22 protein-coding genes are annotated in these 19,075 nt (G+C 66.7%); 9 read left to right on the forward strand and 13 right to left on the reverse strand.

All coding sequences use genetic code 11. The features are described from left to right. Positions 1-17 precede the first annotated feature (17 nt). The 3 genes from cca to FHP89_RS12860 all read right to left on the reverse strand — a co-directional run bounded on the left by cca (position 18) and on the right by FHP89_RS12860 (position 4,212). Positions 18-1,121 (reverse strand): multifunctional CCA tRNA nucleotidyl transferase/2'3'-cyclic phosphodiesterase/2'nucleotidase/phosphatase, encoded by a 1,104-nt coding sequence (cca, locus tag FHP89_RS12850; protein WP_144177398.1) that lies wholly within the window; start codon positions 1,119-1,121, stop codon positions 18-20. Positions 1,122-1,308: 187 nt separating this feature from the next. After that, the gene (locus FHP89_RS12855; protein WP_144177403.1) at positions 1,309-2,268 is read right to left on the reverse strand and encodes a complex I NDUFA9 subunit family protein; all 960 of its coding nucleotides are present in this window, start codon (positions 2,266-2,268) and stop codon (positions 1,309-1,311) included. Between the two features lie 21 nt (positions 2,269-2,289). Further along, positions 2,290-4,212, reverse strand: coding sequence for a lytic transglycosylase domain-containing protein (locus tag FHP89_RS12860; RefSeq protein ID WP_144177407.1), 1,923 nt, complete (start codon positions 4,210-4,212; stop codon positions 2,290-2,292). 120 nt (positions 4,213-4,332) lie between these two features. Between FHP89_RS12860 and FHP89_RS12865 the strand changes: the two genes are divergently transcribed. Then, positions 4,333-4,905: a 5-formyltetrahydrofolate cyclo-ligase gene (locus FHP89_RS12865; RefSeq protein WP_144177415.1), complete on the forward strand. Its 573-nt coding sequence runs from the start codon at positions 4,333-4,335 to the stop codon at positions 4,903-4,905. Further along, positions 4,902-5,543 carry a ceramidase domain-containing protein gene (locus FHP89_RS12870; protein WP_144177417.1) on the forward strand — a complete coding sequence of 214 codons (642 nt, stop codon included), beginning with the start codon at positions 4,902-4,904 and terminating at the stop codon, positions 5,541-5,543. The genes FHP89_RS12865 and FHP89_RS12870 overlap by 4 nt, the downstream gene beginning before the upstream one ends. Positions 5,544-5,564: 21 nt before the next feature. Here FHP89_RS12870 and FHP89_RS12875 read toward each other — a convergent pair whose 3' ends face one another. Then, on the reverse strand, positions 5,565-6,299 hold the full coding sequence (locus FHP89_RS12875) for a HEAT repeat domain-containing protein (RefSeq protein ID WP_144177419.1): 735 nt from the start codon (positions 6,297-6,299) through the stop codon (positions 5,565-5,567). A 365-nt stretch (positions 6,300-6,664) separates the two neighbouring features. Here FHP89_RS12875 and FHP89_RS21065 point away from each other — a divergent pair, with 365 nt between their 5' ends. The 4 genes from FHP89_RS21065 to FHP89_RS12895 all read left to right on the forward strand — a co-directional run bounded on the left by FHP89_RS21065 (position 6,665) and on the right by FHP89_RS12895 (position 9,114). Beyond that, a complete protein-coding gene (locus tag FHP89_RS21065) occupies positions 6,665-7,378 on the forward strand; it encodes a PEP-CTERM sorting domain-containing protein (protein WP_222105391.1) in 714 nt (237 codons plus the stop codon). 161 nt (positions 7,379-7,539) lie between these two features. Further along, on the forward strand, positions 7,540-8,064 hold the full coding sequence (locus FHP89_RS12885) for a phage tail protein (RefSeq protein WP_144177421.1): 525 nt from the start codon (positions 7,540-7,542) through the stop codon (positions 8,062-8,064). Between the two features lie 79 nt (positions 8,065-8,143). Further along, complete coding sequence (locus FHP89_RS12890) at positions 8,144-8,542, forward strand: DUF6916 family protein (protein ID WP_186300290.1); 399 nt, start codon at positions 8,144-8,146, stop codon at positions 8,540-8,542. A 47-nt stretch (positions 8,543-8,589) separates the two neighbouring features. Further along, a complete protein-coding gene (locus FHP89_RS12895) occupies positions 8,590-9,114 on the forward strand; it encodes a phage tail protein (RefSeq protein ID WP_144177425.1) in 525 nt (174 codons plus the stop codon). 18 nt (positions 9,115-9,132) lie between these two features. On the opposite strand, the gene FHP89_RS12900 is transcribed toward FHP89_RS12895, so the two are convergent. Both FHP89_RS12900 and FHP89_RS21070 read right to left on the reverse strand, forming a co-directional pair. Then, positions 9,133-9,621 carry a GNAT family N-acetyltransferase gene (locus FHP89_RS12900; RefSeq protein ID WP_144177427.1) on the reverse strand — a complete coding sequence of 163 codons (489 nt, stop codon included), beginning with the start codon at positions 9,619-9,621 and terminating at the stop codon, positions 9,133-9,135. Further along, positions 9,602-10,810: an aspartyl/asparaginyl beta-hydroxylase domain-containing protein gene (locus tag FHP89_RS21070; RefSeq protein WP_222105392.1), complete on the reverse strand. Its 1,209-nt coding sequence runs from the start codon at positions 10,808-10,810 to the stop codon at positions 9,602-9,604. The genes FHP89_RS12900 and FHP89_RS21070 overlap by 20 nt, the downstream gene beginning before the upstream one ends. Positions 10,811-10,961: 151 nt before the next feature. On the opposite strand from FHP89_RS21070, the gene FHP89_RS12915 reads away from it, so the two are divergent. Continuing rightward, complete coding sequence (locus tag FHP89_RS12915) at positions 10,962-11,255, forward strand: DUF6916 family protein (protein ID WP_144177429.1); 294 nt, start codon at positions 10,962-10,964, stop codon at positions 11,253-11,255. A gap of 16 nt (positions 11,256-11,271) precedes the next feature. Here the strand turns inward: FHP89_RS12915 and FHP89_RS12920 are convergent, their stop codons facing one another. The 3 genes from FHP89_RS12920 to FHP89_RS12930 all read right to left on the reverse strand — a co-directional run bounded on the left by FHP89_RS12920 (position 11,272) and on the right by FHP89_RS12930 (position 13,906). Next, entirely contained in the window at positions 11,272-12,288 is a 1,017-nt protein-coding gene (locus tag FHP89_RS12920) for a class I SAM-dependent rRNA methyltransferase (protein ID WP_144177431.1), read from the reverse strand. Positions 12,289-12,448: 160 nt separating this feature from the next. Then, a complete protein-coding gene (locus FHP89_RS12925) occupies positions 12,449-13,450 on the reverse strand; it encodes a catalase family peroxidase (RefSeq protein WP_144177434.1) in 1,002 nt (333 codons plus the stop codon). Positions 13,451-13,693: 243 nt separating this feature from the next. Then, the gene (locus tag FHP89_RS12930; protein WP_144177436.1) at positions 13,694-13,906 is read right to left on the reverse strand and encodes a DUF3079 domain-containing protein; all 213 of its coding nucleotides are present in this window, start codon (positions 13,904-13,906) and stop codon (positions 13,694-13,696) included. 177 nt (positions 13,907-14,083) lie between these two features. Between FHP89_RS12930 and FHP89_RS12935 the strand changes: the two genes are divergently transcribed. Next, positions 14,084-14,623, forward strand: coding sequence for a M48 family metallopeptidase (locus FHP89_RS12935; protein WP_144177648.1), 540 nt, complete (start codon positions 14,084-14,086; stop codon positions 14,621-14,623). Between the two features lie 21 nt (positions 14,624-14,644). Here FHP89_RS12935 and ppk2 read toward each other — a convergent pair whose 3' ends face one another. The 4 genes from ppk2 to FHP89_RS12955 form a co-directional block, all read right to left on the reverse strand. After that, positions 14,645-15,577, reverse strand: a complete 933-nt coding sequence (ppk2, locus tag FHP89_RS12940) for a polyphosphate kinase 2 (protein WP_144177438.1) — start codon at positions 15,575-15,577, stop codon at positions 14,645-14,647. Between the two features lie 92 nt (positions 15,578-15,669). Next, on the reverse strand, positions 15,670-16,167 hold the full coding sequence (locus FHP89_RS12945; RefSeq protein ID WP_144177440.1) for a hypothetical protein: 498 nt from the start codon (positions 16,165-16,167) through the stop codon (positions 15,670-15,672). 87 nt (positions 16,168-16,254) lie between these two features. After that, positions 16,255-17,700, reverse strand: a complete 1,446-nt coding sequence (gene dbpA / locus FHP89_RS12950) for an ATP-dependent RNA helicase DbpA (RefSeq protein ID WP_144177442.1) — start codon at positions 17,698-17,700, stop codon at positions 16,255-16,257. Between the two features lie 164 nt (positions 17,701-17,864). Beyond that, positions 17,865-18,362, reverse strand: coding sequence for a hypothetical protein (locus FHP89_RS12955; RefSeq protein WP_144177444.1), 498 nt, complete (start codon positions 18,360-18,362; stop codon positions 17,865-17,867). Positions 18,363-18,710: 348 nt separating this feature from the next. Here FHP89_RS12955 and FHP89_RS12960 point away from each other — a divergent pair, with 348 nt between their 5' ends. Beyond that, positions 18,711-19,073: a cytoplasmic protein gene (locus FHP89_RS12960; protein ID WP_144177446.1), complete on the forward strand. Its 363-nt coding sequence runs from the start codon at positions 18,711-18,713 to the stop codon at positions 19,071-19,073. Positions 19,074-19,075: the final 2 nt, after the last annotated feature.

Consider the following 19,075-nt stretch of genomic DNA (forward strand, 5'->3'; position numbering starts at 1 on the left):
TCGTGTGAGGAAAGGTGTCAGCCACGGCCGGCTGTGACGTCGGCTGCCTCGATGGCGGCCAGTCGGGCGCTGCGGATGGCCGCAGGAATCGCGGATTTGTCGGCACACTGGCGCGCGACGCCGCCGCCATCGACCGATTGTGCCGCCGCCAGCGTAGCCAGCCAGCGGGCGACGGCAGCGCCGGGCACGGGGTGGGCACAGGGGGCCGCTTCGAGCAGCGTGCTGAGGCGTTCGGGGCGGCGGAAAGCGTCGCAGCGGCTGAGCAAGTCGAGCCGTGCCACGGCCGAGCTGGCGGTGGACAGGGTTTCGCCCTCGCGGGCAAGAATCACCGCCTGATCGCGGCAGGCCATCGGCACCTTGAGCCGGGCGCTGGCCGACTCGGCGGCCGCCACGTCGTGACCGACCAGCAGGGCCCAGCGATGGGCCAGCGGCAGATCGCGCGCCACCGCGCAGCGCAGCACGCCGGGCAGCAAGGGGTCGATCCGCCGGCGCGCCACCACCTCGGGCAGACAGCGCGCCAGCGCGCCGCAGGCGTCGAGCACCTCGATCATGCGCATCGGCGCGGGCGCCATCAGACCACGCGAGATTTCCTGCCAGACGCGCTCGGGCACCAGGTGGTCGGCTTCACCGCCATCCACCATCTGACACATCAGCGCCAGCGTCTCTTCGGCCACCGCGAAACCGTCAAACCGCGCCGCGAAACGCGCCACGCGCAGGATGCGTACCGGGTCTTCGGCAAAAGCAGGACTGACATGGCGCAGCAGCTTGGCGGCCAGATCGCGCTGGCCGCCGTAGGGGTCGACCAGCGTGCCATCCTCGCCGCGCGCCATGGCGTTGATGGTCAAGTCGCGGCGCAGCAGATCTTCTTCAAGCGTCACATCGGGCGCGGCATGCACCACGAAGCCGGTGTAGCCGTGCCCGCTCTTGCGCTCGGTGCGCGCGAGGGCATATTCCTCATGGGTGTGCGGGTGAAGAAAGACTGGAAAGTCCTTGCCCACGGCCGTAAAGCCGCGCGCCAGCATGGCCTCGGCCGTGCCGCCGACGACCACCCAATCCTTATCCTGCACCGGCAAGCCGAGCAGCGCGTCGCGCACGGCACCGCCTACGATATAAGTTTTCATCCTGGAAACCGTAGTTGGACGCGCAATCGGGCGCGTAGCGCGATCACCCACCGGGTGATCGGCCTCGAAGCCGAAGAGGTTCGCATGTTCAATACCTTGCTCATGGGCACAAGCGGCCAACTGCGGTTTCTAGGATCATGCGCCCGGTCAGCGTTGGCAAAGCGGCATTATCGCCGCTCGACCGCCTTCAGCGCACGAGCCGGCGTCGATTGACCACGAAACGGCGACGACCGGGGTGTGACCCGAGGTAGTTCGGCGCCACCGCTTCGAGCGGGGTCGGGTTCATGCCGAAGGGCAGCGGCGGGCCGTCGGTAATGTTATCGACCCGCATCGAGCGCACGTTGTCGCGGCTCATCATCGGATTCGGCGCCAGCTCAAGCAGCCGCGCCTGCAGCATGGCCAGGCCTTCGGGGATGGGTATGATCGGCGGCCGATGGCCGACCAGCCGGCCCACATAACGCACCAGATCGGCCAGGGTGTAGACGCCCGGCCCGGCCAGATCGCAAGTCAGTCCAATCGCATCGGCGCGGTCCAGGCAGGCGACGACGACCTTGGCCACATCCTCCACCCACACCGGCTGGAAGCGACAGGTCGCGCCACCGAGCGGCATCACCGGCGCGATACGCACCAAGCCGGCAAACAGGTTGAGGAAGCTGTCATCCTGCCCGAAGATCACCGACGGGCGCAGGATCGTCCAGTCCAGCGACGGGTCGGCATTGCGGATCACGGATTCACCGGCGGCCTTGGAGCGCTGGTATTCCGACGGCCCCTGGGCATCGGCGCCCAGCGCGCTGATATGCACCAGCCGCCGCACACCGTGACGCTGGCAGGCCGCCACCAGTCGGGCGGGCAACAGCACATGCGCCCGCTCGAACGCCGGCCCGTAAGGCGTGCCCGGTCGCGAATGCAGTACGCCGACGAGGTTAACCACCGCGCCCACGCCGTCCATCAGACCGCTGAGCACGCCGTCGTCGAACACATCGGCCTCAATCACCTCCACGGTCGGCAGCAGCAGCAAATGCCGCGCCCGGTGACGATGGCGCGTCGGCACGCGCACCCGATAGCCGGCGGCCACCAACTGCGCCACCACCGAGTGGCCGACATACCCGCTGCCGCCCACTGCCAGAATGACTTTCGATCGATCCATGCGTCTGCCTCCCAGGCATTGTTAGCGCGGCGCCACCTGCCCCAGGCGCGTCGTCAGCGACTGCGGCTTGCCCTCCATCAGGGCAGCGTAGATCACCGCATTGGCCATCACCTTCTTCACATAGTCGCGTGTTTCGTTGAAGGGAATGGTCTCTACATAGATTGCGCCTTCCAGCATGCGTTCATCGCGCCAGCGCTTGGCGCGCCCGGGCCCGGCGTTGTAACCGGCAGCGGCGAGCACCGGATGGTCGTCCAGATCGTCGAGCACGATGCGCATGTAGCTGGTGCCCAGCAGCACATTGGTGTCGGGCTCCTGCAGGCGGCTGCGGCGGTAGTCGGTCATGCCGATCTTCTTGGCCACCCAGCTGCCGGTGGCCGGCATCACCTGCATCAGGCCTTGCGCGCCCACCGGCGAGGCGGCGCGGGTGACAAAGCGGCTTTCCTGGCGCAACACGCCATACACCCAGGCCAGATCCAGATTCAGCGACAAGGCCTGCGGCTCGATCAGATCGCGGAACGGGGTGAGGTAACGCAGGCCGAAGTTGTCCTGCGGATTGACCGCTTCGGCGGTGTTGATGGCGCGGTCGTAAATGCCCTCGTCGAGCGCCAGTCGCGCGGCAGCCAGGCGGAAGCTGTCGTCGGCGCTGCGCAGGCGCCACAGCCACTCGCGCGTGCCCTCGGTATAGAGCGCCAATCGGTACAGCGCCAGCGCCCGCCGGATGTCCGGGTCGGCCGCCACATCCGCCTGCACCGCGGCCGTTTGTGGCGTGTCGGGCGGCGGCGGGGTAAAAGCGCGGCCGAGGCGCTCGTCGGCCAACATGCCATAGAAGTCAGGATGGCCGGCGATGCGCTCGAGCAGCAGACGGCCGCCTTCGGCCTCGCCCAGCGCCTGCTCGGCGCGGGCCAGCCAGTAGGTCCAGCTGCGCTCGGCGCGTTGCTCGGGCGACATGGCCAGAATCGCGTGGCGCACGGCTTTCCAGTCTTCCTGACGCAGCGCGGCGCGCACCTGCCAGGCGCGTTGCTCGTCGGGCATCTGCAGCTTGCCGGCCGCGCGGAACCAGCGCACTGACTCGGGCAGGTGGTCTTGCGCGGCGCGCCAGCCGAGCAACATGTAGCCATAGGCCTGATCGTCGGCCGACAAGCCATCGTTGAGCCGGGCAAAGCGGGCGTAGGCGGCTTTCGGGTCGCCCACGGCCAGCCGACCGAGCGCGGCGAGCATCAATTCGCTATCGGCGCGGCGCTGCGCAAAGCCGGGGCGCAGGTTGTCGAGGTAGCGCGCCGGGTCTTTGACCATCACCTTCAGGGCCGCGCTGGTTGGCGCCTCGCCGGCCGGCAGACCGCTGACGATCAGTTCCAGATCGCTCGGTCGGCGCGACATCATCTGTTCGCGAAAGCGCGCCCAGATGGCCTCCGGCGCCAAGCGGCCCGAGGCCGCCAGCTGGCCAACCAGCGCTTCGCAGGCCTCGGCCCGCAGGCTGAGCCCGGCCCACACCGCGGCCGCCTCGTCCAGCGCCGTGCGGTCCCCGATGCGCGCCCGCGCCAGCCAGTGCTGGCAGCGCTGACCATCGGTCGGCGAGGCCAGACCACCCCAGGCGCCGATAAAGCCGATCCAGTTTTCATCCTTGGCCAGCCGGTTCAACCAGGCGCCGCGCAGGCGGTCGGCCAGCACGCTGCCGGCGTAACGCGCCAGAAAGGCTTCAATGCGCGCCGTGTCGGGCGGCTCGCTGCGCGCCAGCTGGTTCTGCAGATGCCAGCATTTAACGTAGCGCTCCAGCAAATGCGGCGAGCGCCCCGCGGCGAGCTGGTCGAGCGTCGCCTGATCGCCGGTGCGCAGCGCCTCCCGCGCCGCCAGAATACGTTCGTCTCCGGTTGGCGTTTGCGCCCACACCGGACTCATGCACACCACGCCGAGCCACAGGACGACCCAGCCTTTTGCTACCTTCATCGCTTACTATTCCTTCGCGCCCATGTCTTGCCGGGGCTGTTTGATGTGATCCCGGCCTCGCTGGGCCGACCTGCTTACTCTACACGGCCCGTGCCGCAAAAACCTGCTCTGGATAGCGAAATGGAGATCGCCCGCAAACACCTGCGAGACACCGCCATCCGCGCCCGCGAAGCGCTCGGCCCCGACGCGCGCGCGCCGCTCGAAGCCGCGCTGCAAACGCATGTCGAGGCGCTGCTCGCGCGGCTCGCGCCAACCACGCTGGCCTTCTGCTGGCCGTATCGCGGCGAGCCCGATCTGCGGCCCGTCGTGCAACGCTGGCTGGCGGCCGACGCGGCCCGTTCGGCGGCCCTGCCCATCGTCATCGCGCCCGGTCAGCCCATGACATTCCGCCAATGGACACCGGCCAGCGAGATGGTTCCCGACCGCCATGGCATTCTCATGCCCGCCAGCGGTGCCACGCTGCACCCCGAACTGATCCTGATCCCGCTCAACGCCTTTGACGCCGCAGGCTATCGCCTGGGCTACGGCGGCGGCTACTTCGACCGCACCCTGGCCGCCCTCTCGCCCGCGCCGCAGACCATCGGCGTCGGCTTCGAACTCGGCCGCGTCGACACCACCCACCCCCAGCCGCATGACCACCCCATGCACTGGCTGGTCACCGACACCGGCATCCACCGCGTCGACGCGGCATGAACTGGCGCGCGCCGCTCGACGTGTATTGCGAACGCACCGATGCCAGTCTGTGGGCCGAACCGGTCAACGCGCTCACCAACCTCGCCTTCATTATTGTGGCCGCGTGGCTGTTGCGCCGCATGGACCGCCGCACACCCGCCGACCTGCGCGCGCTGGCCGGGTTGATCGGGGCGGTCGGCCTGGGCAGCGCGGTCTTTCACACCGTGGCGCAAACCTGGGCCGCGGTGCTGGACGTGGTCTTCATCGCGATTTTTGTGGTCGTGTTTTTACAGCGCGCACTGGTGCGACTGATCGGCTGGCGCAACATGGCCGCCAATGTCGCGGTGCTCGGCATGCTCCTCGTCAGCGCGGCCATCGCGCTCACCGTGACGCTCCCGGCGCTCAACGGCTCGGAGCTCTACCTCGGCCCTTGGCTGGCGCTGATCGCGCTCGCCGTGATCTGCCCCACGCCGCACGCCCGTCGCTGGCTCGCCGCCGCGGCCGCCCTGTTCGGTGTGTCCATGCTGTGTCGGAGCATCGATCTGGTGGTGTGCGACGCCTTCCCGCTCGGCACGCACTTTGGCTGGCACGTGAACAATGCTTTGGTCTTGTGGTGCGCCATGCGCGCCTTGCTGCTGGCGCCGCGCCTCGCACGCTGACCCCCCTGGCACACCCGCAGTTCAGCGATCGCCAAAAGCCTCGTCACTGCGCCCCCGAACCGCCGCGAGCATGACCTGCGCCAGTTCCTGGCGGCTCGCTTCGAGCAGCTGCACCGCCGCCGACCGCTCCGCCGGGTTGCGGGCACCCAGCGCCACCTGACCGACCCGGCGGATCGCCGCGTCGGAATCCATCCGGCCCAGCCCACGCAGCGCCTCCAGCCGGACGCCCGCGTCGGGGTCGCCCAGCGCCGCATCCAGCGCCCGCAGACTGGCGTCGTCGGACTCGCCACTCAGTGCCGCGACGGCCTCGCGCCGCGCCATGGTCTCGGCGTCTGGCGCCGGCGGGCTCTGCCACACTTCATCGATTCGGCGCGCCGAAGGCGCGGTGACGGGCGCCGATACTGGCTGGACATCGGCGGCACCAAAAACAACGATCTCGCGCACCCCCCGCGCACCGCCCGGCACCACCAGAATATTCCACGGCCTGGCAATCTGGACCACCGCCTCGGCCACCGGCACCGCGTGCAACTGCCATCGCCGCAGCTCGGTCGGCAACGGCCCGCGAATCGTCAGACGTGCGCCTGTCGCCTGCGCGACCTGCGCCAGCACCACCGGCAGCGACGCGGCGTCCGCACTCAAGCTCAGCCGGCCGGCGGCAATATTGAGATCGACACCATCCTCGGCCGACAGCGCCCCCTCGGCACCCGACAGCGCCACAAAAATGACCGCAAGAAGCGGGCTTCGCCACGGATTCATGCTTCATTCTGGCTCAAGTTGGTCGGAATTGCGCGCAGCCGACGCGCCACCGCGATCGCCATGGGCGCAGACCACCCGCCACGATCTCGTATCGCTATCGCAGCGCAACATCACCACGCCATGACGCTGTCGAGATTTTTTACGCATTACCGACACGCGTCGACACACTTTTTTTCAAACCGCTGATTGTTATACAAATATCTGTTTTGGCTTGAATGTTGCTCGACTCCAGGCGCTGGACATCACACCGACCGCCCGCCCCAAACGCTGCGCAGCACAACCCCCCCTCATTTTTGTCGCAAGCTCGTACCAGGCTTCACCCGCGCAGATCGCTTTGGCTGCTCACTCCAGGAGAGGCCCACCACATGAAGCATCCCCTCAGCGCACTGACTCTCGCCGCCGGCATTCTGGCGGCCTCCAGCGGGGCATCCGCAGCCGTCATGACCACCTCGCTCGGCAACACCGCCCCGGGGTTCAATGATGGCGACACGCCGGCATTGGTCCCCCAGATTCTTGCCGCGCAGTCAGGCCAACCCGCCCCATTCAACGCCGGCCTGGGCAATGAGGTCATCGGCCCCAGCGCCACCGGCGCCTGGACATTCACCTACGCACCAATCGCCGACCCGATCATCAGCGCCACACTCGACATCGGCCTGGTGGACCACGACTCGGCCGCCGCGGGCGATCAGGTACTGCTGTTCACCGTCGACGGCATCGACCTGACGAGCAACCTCAATACGCTGTTCAATGCCTCCGGCGGCAGCAACAACGAATACAACGTCTACCAGCTCGATCTGCTCAGCCTGGCCGGCGCCCTCGCCGACGGCAGCGCGTCGATCGTGCTCAATCTGCAAGGCCCCGGATTGCAAGAGTGCCTCCCCTTCCTGCCCGGCTGCGACCCCAACAATCCGGTCAGCGCCACCACCTTCAATGGTGCGCACTACATCTTCTCGATGCTGACCATCGAGACCCGTGAGGGCATGCCCCCCAACCCCAATGACGTGCCCGAACCGGCATCGCTCGTCCTGCTCGGCCTGGGACTGTCGGCGCTGGCATGGCGTCGGCGCCGGAACCCTTGATCCCCGCCGTCGAATAGACCAGAACCGGTCGCCGGGGAGCCTCCCTTCCCGGACGACCGCGGCAACACCGCTTCATTGACTGGTCAGGTTTGGCCATCGCAACACCGCTCGACCGGCTCCGCCGGCGAGGCGCTCGCCACCACCCCCACAGGAGAAGCACCATGTCCGATCCCTTCATTGCCGAAATCACGATGTTCGGCGGCAACTTCGCCCCCCGCGGCTGGGCCTTCTGCGACGGGCAGTTACTCCCCATCGCGCAGAATACCGCCCTCTTTTCCATTCTCGGCACCACTTACGGCGGCGACGGCCGCACCACTTTCGGCTTGCCCGACCTACGCGGCCGACTGCCCATGCATCCGGGCAACGGGCCCGGTTTGAGCCCCCGACGGCTGGGCGAGAAAGCCGGCGTCGAAAACGTTACGCTCAACGCAAACCAGATCCCTGCCCACAACCACGCCGCCAACGCCGTTGCGCCAGCGGGCAACAGCAACGATGCGGCCGGCAACTTCTGGGCCGACGACGCGGGCGCTGCCTCAGCCACCTACAGCAGTGGCCCGGCCACCACCGCGATGAACGCCGGCGCGATCGGCAACGCCGGCGGCGGCCAGTCTCACACCAACGTACAGCCCTTTCTGTGCGTGAGTTTCATCATCGCCCTGCAAGGCGTCTTCCCTTCCAGAAACTGAGTCGCGGCATGTCGCCGACGAACAGCCGCCCGGCTGTCGCATGACGCATCGAAACACGATGCCCACACGGAGAAGACTCATGAAAGACCGACGCGATTTTCTCAACACCTGTGCGCTGGGGGCGGCAGCACTGGTGGCGCCGACCCGCCTGATGGCGGCCGGCAGCAACGACGCCCATCCCTCACGCAAGCTGTCAAAAGCGGGCTTCGAGGCCCTGATGGACGCGAATTTTCGCTGTCTGTCGGGTCGCGGCGAAGCCCTGCGGCTCACCCTGGCCGAGGTCCGTGACGGGCCACAGAGCCCGGGGCTGGAGCAATTCGGCCTGCTGCTGCGCGGCACCGACGATCTGGCGGCCAATCCGCTCACGCCCGCGCTTTACCGCCTCTACCATCCTGAAACAGGCGCGATGCTGGTGCACCTGACACCCTCCGATTCGGTCGCGGGCAGCTATATCGCGCAGTTCGGCCTGATGGCCTGAGCCGCTGACATCGCTCAGCCCTTTCCTCGATTCACAGGAGCCAGAACATGTCTTCGCCCTTTGTTGGTCAAATCAAGATGTTCGGCGGCAACTTTGCCCCGCGCGGTTACGCCCTGTGCGATGGCCAGTTGCTGCCCATCAACCAGAACCAGGCCTTGTTTTCCTTGCTGGGCACCATCTATGGCGGCGACGGCCGAACCACTTTTGCCCTGCCCGACTTGCGCGGGCGCATCCCCATGCAGCCGGGCAACGGGCCCGGCTTGAGCAATCGCAGTCTTGGCGAGCGCAGCGGCGTAGAAGACGTTACGCTGACAGCGCAGCAGCTCCCGACCCACAACCACGCGGCCAACGCCGTGGCCCCGGCCGGGAACAGCAATGACGCCGCCGGCAACTTCTGGGCCGATGACGCCGGCGCCTCGTCAGCCACCTACAGCAGCGGCCCGGCCACCACGGCAATGAATGCGGGCGCCATCGGCAACGCCGGCGGCGGGCAGTCCCACACCAACGTACAGCCCTTTCAGTGCGTGAATTTCATCATCGCGCTACAAGGCGTTTTCCCCTCGCGCAACTAACTCAGCGCGGCTCACCCGCTACCGGACAGGCCGGCGTTCGATAGCCAGATACACGCCATCGTCGCCGACCGCGTCGAAACCCAGGCGCTGCCACAGCCGCCAGGCGCGGCCGCCCTTGGCCACGTGGGCGCTAAGGCACAGGCCGGCGGCGTCCGCCTCGGCGATCAGGGCGCCGACCACGCGGCTGCCAATGCCCTGCCCGCAGTGTGCCGGCAGCAAGGCCACATCAATCAGCGCAAAGTGCGACAGCCCACGCAGCGCATACACATACCCGACCGCCACGCCATCGACCATCACCAGATCGAAATCCGCACCGGGAAACTGCGCACGGTATTGCGATTGTTGCGCGCGATACTGCTGCTCAAGCAAGGGCCCGATCACGCTTTCAGGCAGCCCGGCCTGGCGAAACGGCGCCGCCCGCGTGGCCGAAAACACCTCGAAAACGAAGGCGTCGTCGGCCGCATCAATGGCCCGCAGCGCCAGCGTGTCAGTGCTCGATGGCGTCATGCGTGGCCTCCTCCTCCCGCAACCAGCGGATCATGTGGGGATACGGGGCGATGCCCAGCGCCTCGGCATGTGACGGATCGGCGCTCAGCCCGATCCACTGCAGCATCGGCAGCGCAATGAAGGTGCCCGCCGAGTAGGTATCGATCAACCACTGCGCGTCGCCCTTGTAGCCGTCGGCATGAAACACCACCTCGGGCGATAGCGCCAGGTGGGTCAGCGCCGCCCACGACCAGGCGATAGCCATCATCTCCTGCGCGGGATCATTCGACACCTCGGCGCCCTGTTGGCAGCGCTGGTCGGGCGGCAACACCGCCAGATGGCCGGCCTCGTGCAACAGATCGCCGGGATGCTGCAGGCGCGACGGATCGACCCGCAGCCCCCCGGCCTCGATCTCGATCCCCGGCAGGAAGCTTTTCCCGGGCAGATCCGCCGTGCTGACACGCACGCCGATACGGCGCAAGAAATCCAGAATCCGTGGCGTGATGTCGTCGGGCTCGTGTGACACCCTCGGCCAGCCCGCCATCGGCTCGGACACCGCCGGCGCGTGTGCGCTCTGGGCCGCCGCCGGTGCCGGCTCGGCCGCCTGGAGCTGCGCCTCCAGCCAGTCATTCAGGTGGCAATCGACCACCAGATGCACCCGCGCCGCCGCCCCGTCGTTGCGCACCGCGTGCGGCTCGCTGGCGTCGATGTACCACAGCTCGCCGGGGCGCATGACGACCCGCGCGCCAGCCACCCGGAAGTCCACTGCCGCATTGGTGACAATGGGCAGATGCAGTCGCACCTCGCCAAAGGCATGGCCCAGATCGTGATCGCGATGCTCGGCAATGCGCGCGCCCGGCGCCAGTCGCAGCAAGCGCACCGCGCTGACCTCACACGCCAGTGCGTCGACCACCGCCTTGAAGTGCGGACAGCGGGCCAGCACCGGCAGGTCGGCGAAATCGTTCAGGCCGGGGGCGTTATGCAATACCTCGACCGCATGTCTGGCGCCCGCTGGCGCACGCAGCGCCAGGCCGCTCCAGTCGCCGTGGTAAAGATCGGTATTGAAATGCGGGGTCCAGGGGCTGGCTTGCAGGCGGGCGAGATCCCGTGCGAGGCCTTCGGGCGCAAACTGCAGGCCCAGGCGCAAGGCAGGCCGCAGCGGCGGCCGCTTGCGTGCGGGCGCTTCCTGTGATGGCGTCGGATCTCGCATGGGCATACTCCCAGTCGCGGGCCGGGCAGCGTCGCAGGCACGGCCGGCGGGTCAGCGACGAAACCAGTTTAGCGTAAGCTGTCGTCATCGCAAGGCCAGCCGGCGCCAACACCGACATCGGCGCCGACAATCCACCGCACAGGAGACGCGCATGCCCACCGCGATCACACTCGCGCTATTCACCCCCCTGATCGGACAGCCGTTCGCGCTGGACGGCCCCCACGCCACGGCCAGCCTTGCGTTGGTCGAAGCCGCCGCGCTACCGACCCAGCCGGGCGCGCCGCGCGCCGACCCGTTTTCGCTGGTTTTTCGGGCGGCCCGCGAACTCGGGCTGACGCAAGGCCTGGTGCGACTCACGCATGCCCGCGTCGGCACACTTGAGCTGTTTCTCGTGCCGGTCGGTCAGGACGAACAGGGCCAACACTTCCAGGCGCTGTTCACCTAGTGACCTCAGCCGCGGATCACACGCGCAACAGCACGACCTTCAAGGGCGGATTGCCATCCGGGCTCGGGAAATCGGATTCCGGTTCGATCCATTCCACCGCATGCACCGGTCGGCCGATCTTTTTCGCGCTGCGCTGGAGTTGGTCCACCCAGTCCTCACGCGCCACCTGCGCCACGTTATTGCAGCAGATCAGCGTGCCGCCCTCGGCGGTGGTGCGCAGCGCCAGATTGAACAGCGCGGAGTAGTCGTTGACCAGGTCCACCACGCCGAACAGGCTCTTGGCGTAGCGCGGCGGGTCCAGAAACACCAGATCAAACTGGCGCCCCTCCAGCGGCGGGAAGGGCGGCATGCGCTTGCCCCGCACGACTTTGGACTGCCCCTGCCCCGCCAGCTGACGCAGCGCCGGGAACACATCGCTCTTCACGAAACGCACCCGGATCGGCAGATCATTCAGGCGGGCATTGTCTTTGCCCACGGCGAGGCTGGAGGCGGAAAAATCCACATTCACCACATGCTTCGCACCGGCCTTGGCCGCGGCCACGCCAACACCGCAAGTGTAGGCAAACAGGTTGAGCACGGACTTGTCCGCGGCCTCGGCCATGACCCGCCGCCGCGCCGCGCGCAGATCGAGAAACAGCCAGGGGTCCTGCCCCTCGTGGCGGCCCTGAAAGCGGTACTTGACGCCCAACTCGGAGAACTCGCGCGGCAAGGCCGCGGCTTCGGACTGCGCGGCATTCAGTTCATTTGACACCCGTGAATTGCCCGCGCTGCGGTCGTTCCAGATCACCGGCAGGCCGGGGTAGGCCTTGGCATAGAACGTTTCAATGGCTGCCAGATCGTCTGCGCTCAGCGCCTGATGAAAGGTCTGCACCAGCAGGGCGTCTCCGTAACGGTCTACCGTCAGCCCGGGCGCGCCCTCGGCGCTGCCATGAAACACCCGGTAGGCCTCCGTACCCTCTTCTGCCAAACGTTCGAAAAGCGGCGCACGCGCCGACAAGGCGGTCGCGAGTTGATCAGTCAGGGGGGAGGTCATGGCGGGCGCCGGAAGCAGGAAAGACGACCATCATAGCGCCTTGCACGTGACCGCCCGAAGGAATCGATCGCGTTGGCCGCCTCAGCGCTGCGACCGATACGCAACGAGGGCGGCTCGCGGGCGGCGGAGGCCCGCCGCCACCGCGACCACCTCTCGCCGCCTAGTGTCCACTCAAGCGCTTGCCAAAGGAAATGGCATAGGTGGGCGAACGGAACAGCAGCACCGGGTCGTTTGTCGGCGCGATCCCATCAGACATCACCAGCGGATCAAAGTTGATTCCCTCGCAAGCCGCGCCTTTTTGCGGGGTCGCCGCATGGAGACTCAGCGTCCCCACGCTCACCTCCGGGCGCTCAGAGGGCCAGGCCAGCGTCGGGTCGTCTTCCGGATCGCCCGGGACGCCAACTGTGAGCATCATGTCCCAGCGCACCGGGCCACGCCGGGTCCGCTCGATCAATGCCTTCTCCAGGAAGTTCGCGCCTGCGGTCTTCAATTCGTCCGCTGACAGCGCTTGTTCGCCGTCCTGCGGCACAAAGCGCCAGCGAACGATCGTGGTCTCATCCTTGGTATTGAGGAACTTGAAGCTGTGAATGCCCCAGAACGCGGCATTGGCGTAACTGGTCGGCGGATTGTGGCTGGCCATGTACTCGCCGAGCGGGCGCGCGTCCGGGTGGCTGGCCTTGAAGTCGCGCAGTCGGTCCGGGTCGGGTTTGCCCGTGGCGGGATCCGGTTTCATCGCTCGCATCAGATCAAGAAAGGTCTGCGGATGCGCGGCGCCAAACACCGGTACATTCAACATCGTCATATGATGCAGCGATCCGTCCGGCAACTTGAACTCCAGCGCCATCCCGCGACCGCTCCGTGCAGTATCCGGCGCCGCCGGATTCCCTCCGGAAAGCGAGAGCCGCGCAACCACGGGCACCGCCGCACCGGAGAACAGCGCCGACCGCGTGTAGCGGGAGGCTGCCGGACGCCCGACGAATTCGCCCACGGCGCAACTACCTTTCGTGTGGTTGCGGCGCTCGCCCGGCACCGCGCCAAACACCGCCTCGATGGCGGAAATCACCTCGTCCGCCGACACCACATTGTCTGAGGCCAAGGCCGGTGTCGCTGCGGCGACCATCAGGCCGGTGAAGGTAAGAAGGTTTACGGTATGTCGTCGCATGCGAGAGTCCTGGTTGATCCGAGTGGGGGCCGCGCCGCCAAGGACGCGGGCAAGGCCAAAATGTGGCGTGCGTTGTGTGACAACGCCAACTCGGAGCAAACACCGGGCGGTGCGAATTTATTCCATCCAGGCGGCGTTGACGCGCAACGCAACGCCCGTCGCGACCGGCGAAGTGATCAGGGCGCGACCACCTCCAAACCGCTCGCCATCGCCATCCGGACCGCCCCTGGAGACCGGCGCGCTTCACTTGCCGTCATCAGAGGGGTCCTTTACCGGCGTATCCACATCCAGCCCCCAATCGCCGTGCTCGTACCAGTCGTCGCCCAGCATCTCGGCCGGATGCAGCGTACGGCCCGCGCCGTTACCGCACATCAGCGCGTCGGCGGAGCAGTATTTGTCGCAGCCCCAGCAGATGCGCTCGGGACGCTTGGGATGGAGCGGGAATTTTTTGGCCATGTCGCACACCTTCACGCCGCAGTCTCGCTGCACGGCGTACTCAGTCTCGCGATGTAAAGTCGATCAATTTACTCTGGTATTACCACAAAGGCTTTGATTGCTATCAATGGGCGCGCCGTCGATGCCCCACGCCGCGCAGCCGCTACAATGGCCCAGACTGCCCATCCCGCTCTCGCCATGCGCCCCAAGCCCCCACCCAACTACCTCGCCGGCTACCCCGCCCATCTGGTCACGCAAGTCACCGACCTGATCGCGGCCGACACGCTGGGCGAGGTCTTGCGCCGCAAATACCCGGACGCACATGCCGTACGCACCGACCGCGCGCTGTACGACTATGTGCTGGACGTCAAAAACACCCATCTGCGCACGGCCGGGCCGCTGAGCAAGGTGGCCTACGACAGCAAGCTGCAGGTCATCGCGCATGCGCTGGGTACGCACACGGCGATATCCCGGGTGCAGGGGGGCAAGCTCAAGGCGAAGCGGGAGATCCGCGTGGCGACGGTGTTTCGGGACATGCCGCCGGCGTTTCTGGAAATGATCGTGGTGCACGAGCTGGCGCACATGAAAGAGCGCGAGCACGACAAGGCCTTCTACCAGCTGTGCCGGCACATGGCGCCGGCCTACCATCAGTGGGAGTTCGATCTGCGCGCCTATCTGGCCTATCTGGCCGCGGGCGGCGCGCCGCTGTGGGCGGGCGCCGGCACAGCCGATGACTGACTGGCGCGCCAACCCATCAAATCAATACACCGGTGGCACGAACATCTCGTCCGGCACCGGATGCCGGATGTAGTTGCTGTTGTACACCCGCGCCGGCAGCTCGACCGCAGAATGCGGAATTTCCTGGTAGGGAATCTGGCTGAGCAGGTGGTGGATGCAGTTGAGCCGCGCGCGCTTCTTGCCGCCGGGCTGGATCACCCACCATGGCGCCTCGGGGATGTGCGTGCGCTCGAGCATCACCTCCTTGGCAATGGTGTATTGCTCCCAGCGACGGCGCGACTCCATGTCCATGGGGCTGAGCTTCCACTGCTTGAGCGGGTCGTGGATGCGCATCTGGAAGCGGCGGTTCTGCTCGTCGTCGGTGACCGAGAACCAGTATTTGACGAGGATGATGCCCGAACGAATGATCATCTTTTCGAACTCGGGCACGTCGCGGAAAAAGGCTTCGTATTCGTCGTCCGAACAAAAGCCCATCACCCGCTCCACGCCGGCGCGGTTGTACCAGCTGCGGTCAAACAGCACGATCTCGCCGCCCGCCGGCAGATGATTCACATAACGCTGGAAATACCACTGGCTCTGCTCGCGCTCGCTCGGCGCGGGTAGCGCGGCGACCCGGCACACACGCGGGTTGAGGCGCTGGGTGATGCGCTTGATCGCGCCGCCCTTGCCGGCCGCGTCGCGCCCCTCGAACAGCACCACCAGCTTGAGTTTGTGGTGCACCACCCAGTCCTGCAGCTTGACCAGTTCGCCCTGTAGCCGGATCAGTTCCTGAAAATACAGCCGGCGATCCATGTCGCGTTCGGCGCTATCGGCGCCCCGCGTGTCGTGATCGAGCAAGGCCTCCATACGATAGTCGTCGAGTTCCATCTCCAGCTCTTCATCAAAGCTGTCGAGCAACTCGTCATGAAGATGGGGGTCACGGGCAATATCACGCGTGAAACTATCGGCACTCATCGAGCACATCTCCGGTCAGGGGATGGCTGAGATGATAACCGGATTAAGAAGTTCCGAAGATGACAGACGTGTGACTGCGACGGCGCACGGCGCTATCGCCGCAGCTTGCAGCGCTTGCCTTCGTACTCGTGGCGATGCAGGCCGTAGGCCTTGCCATTCCAGCGATGGACCGGAAAGCAGAAGCCCGGCCCGCCAATCTGGATGTCGGGCCAGCCATCCACGCCCCGGCTGGCGAGAAAGCCCGGCAGACCGACCGACGCGGTGATCTTCTGCCAGCCACCGCCGGCTTGCTGGCTGACGATCCAGAAGCCGCTGCCGGTCATGCCGTAACAGTAGGTACCGCCCTCGCTGATCACCGCTTCGGGCCGGCCGTCGCCGTTGAGATCGACAATCTGGTCGATTTGTCCGGGGCTGTAGCTGGGCGTGCCGGGGTCATCGCAGCCGCTGCGCCACTGACCTCCGCGCTGGGTGAAGCCGGCGGCCTTGAAGGCGGCGGCTTGCTCGGCCGCCGATAAACCCGTCGGTGCGCTGACCACCGCGCCCGCGCCGGCGAGCAGTGTCAGCATCATGAAAAAAACGGGTGTGCGCATGATGAGCTCCGTCGGCATCCGGCCGGGGTTTCGATCCCAGCCTAGACGCCGCCGCACGCCGCTTCAACAGGCATTTTCGGCCCCCGCTCAATCGGTCAGCGCACGCACCTTCACGGACTTGCCCTTGACCTTGCCGCGCCCCAACCGGCGCACCGCCTCGTCGGCAATCTCGCGCACCACGGCCACATAGGTGCTCTGATCGGTCACGGTGATCTTGCCGACCTGCTCGCGGGTAAAGCCGGCTTCGCCGGTGAGCGCGCCAAGCACATCGCCGGGACGGATCTTTTCCTTGCGCCCGCCGAGAATCTGCAGCGTCACCATCGGCGGCACCAGCGGCGCGTCGTTACCGCTTTGCAGCGAGCCCAGCGTATGCCACTCCGGCTCGGTATCCATCTGCTGCCCCAGCGCACCGACCCGGCGCTTGTCGGCCGGGCTGCACAGGCTCAGCGCCCAGCCGTCTTCGTCACCACGACCGGTGCGGCCGATGCGGTGGATGTGCACCTCGGGGTCGGGCGTCACGTCCACATTGATCACCGCTTCGAGCCGCGCGATGTCCAGCCCGCGGGCGGCCACATCGGTCGCCACCAGCACCGAGCAACTGCGGTTGGCAAACTGGATCAGCACCTGGTCACGCTCGCGCTGATCCATGTCGCCATTGAGGGTGAGCGCATGAAAGCCCTGAGCCTGCAGCACCTCGACCAGATCGCGGCACTGCTGCTTGGTGTTGCAGAAGGCCAGCGTGCTGACCGGCCGATAGTGCTTGAGCAGCACGCCCACGGCCTGCAGACGCTCGTCATGCTTGATCTCGTAGAAACGCTGGCGGATCTTGCTGTCGGCGTGCTGCTCGCGCAGCTTCACCTCCTGCGGATTGCGCTGGAAGCGGCTCGCCAGCGCGGCGATCGCCGGCGGATACGTGGCCGAAAACAGCAGCGTCTGGCGCTCGGCCGGGCAATGCTTGGCCACATACACGATGTCGTCATGAAAGCCCATGTCGAGCATGCGATCGGCCTCGTCCAGCACCAGCGTATTGAGCCCATCCAGAGTCAGACTGCCGCGCTCCAGGTGGTCCATGATCCGCCCCGGCGTGCCGACCACCACATGCGCGCCATGCGCCAGCGAGTCGCGCTGCGGGCGCATCGTCGTGCCGCCGCACAGCGTCAGCACCTTGATGTTGTCTTCGGCGCGGGCCAGGCGGCGGATCTCCTGCGTGACCTGGTCGGCCAGCTCGCGCGTCGGGCACAGCACCATCGCCTGCACCGCAAACCAGCGCGGATTCAGCTTGGTCAGCAGCGGCAGCGCAAACGCGGCGGTCTTGCCGCTGCCGGTCTTGGCCTGGGCGATGATGTCATGCCCCGCCAGCGCCACCGGCAGGCTGGCTGCCTGGATCGGCGTCATGTTGAGATAGCCGAGCTGCACCAGCGTCGCCTGCAAGGCGGGCGACAAGGGCAGTTCGGTAAACGGGGTGGCGGGCGCGGCTGCCGGCGCGGCAAGCGGCTCGGCCGCGGTATCGGGGGTCGGGACAATATCGGTCATGCCGAATTATCCCGCCTCGCGGGGACAACACCGAAAAAAACTTGTGCGCCGCGCCAGACGGCGGGAGGCACGAACGAGCCGCCTGAAAAAAACGAGTGACTCAGTCCCGGCCGCGATGCGTCTGCGTACTACGCTGCGCGGCCTGAATCACGCCTTCCGACGGCTTAGCGCGCCGCCTTGCGACGACGCGCGGCAGCCGCGTGGCGCCACTGACCGGCGCGTTTGGCGGCGGCTTCGGCGGCCTTGGTCTTGGGCATCAGCATGTTGCGGCCGGTGCCGGATTTCGACGCCCTGTGCGTCTTGATGGCCGCATGAATGGCCTCGACCGTCAGCACCACGGCCGGGTGGTCATCGGCTTGCGGATAACCGGCGAGATCCTCGCGAATGCTGTCGACCCGTTCGTCCGATATAGCCTTCTTGGGCAGGCCGACCACCATTTTCTCGCCCTCGGCGGTGAGCACATAGCCCCCGTCAAGCTCGGCGATCAGACCATGCGTGGACAGGCGTCCGAAAGAATCAATCAGCTTGGGCGAGGGCGGAATCGCGCCTTCGAGGATCAGATCCAGCGCGGCGATCACACCAACCAGATCGGCCGCGCGGCGCTTGGACGCCATCAGCGTGGCCAGTAAAAGCGGGGCGTCCGCATCACGAAAAATGTGCATCTGAAAAACCTTTGTTTGCGCGCAAGCGGCGCATTGAACATCGAAGCGCAGCGGCGCGCGGCATCAAAAACGCCGCGTTCGAACACCGTAAACCCCTCGGAAGACGCAGAGTGTAATGCTTTGCCGCGCAATTGCCTTGCCCCACAAGCGCTTGCAGGACCAACGGCGGCATCAACGCCCACCACCACACTGCCCAACACACGGCTTGCCAGTACCCGCACCGGGTCTATGCTGACACTACGTCATCGCAGGCTCAGCACCGCTTCGCCGCGACGCAGCGCCTGTCTGCCCACTCGCATCGGGCGCCACAGGTTCGAACCATCCCGCGCCCTGATTGAGAGGTGTCTCATGCGGCGAACCCCCGCTCTCCTCGTGCTGTCGCTGGCCTTGTCGAACGCATTTGCGCAAGACCCCGTCGTCACCGACGGTGACAAATACACGCTGGTGCTCGAGAACGAACAGGTCCGCGTCCTCGAATACCGCGACCTGCCCGGCGAAACCACCCACCCGCATCACCACCCCGCCTTCGTGCTCTACGCCGTCAGCCCCTTCAAACGCAGCATCACCCTGCCCGACGGCAAAGTCATCCAGCGCGAATTCAAAGCCGGCGACGTGATGTATTCGCCGGCACAGACCCACATCGGCACGAACACCGGCAGCACCCCGACGCACGCCATCATGGTCGAGCTCAAGGCGCCCGCCAAACCCTAGCG

This window comes from Denitromonas ohlonensis (assembly GCF_007625205.1).
Classification (GTDB): domain Bacteria; phylum Pseudomonadota; class Gammaproteobacteria; order Burkholderiales; family Rhodocyclaceae; genus Nitrogeniibacter; species Nitrogeniibacter ohlonensis.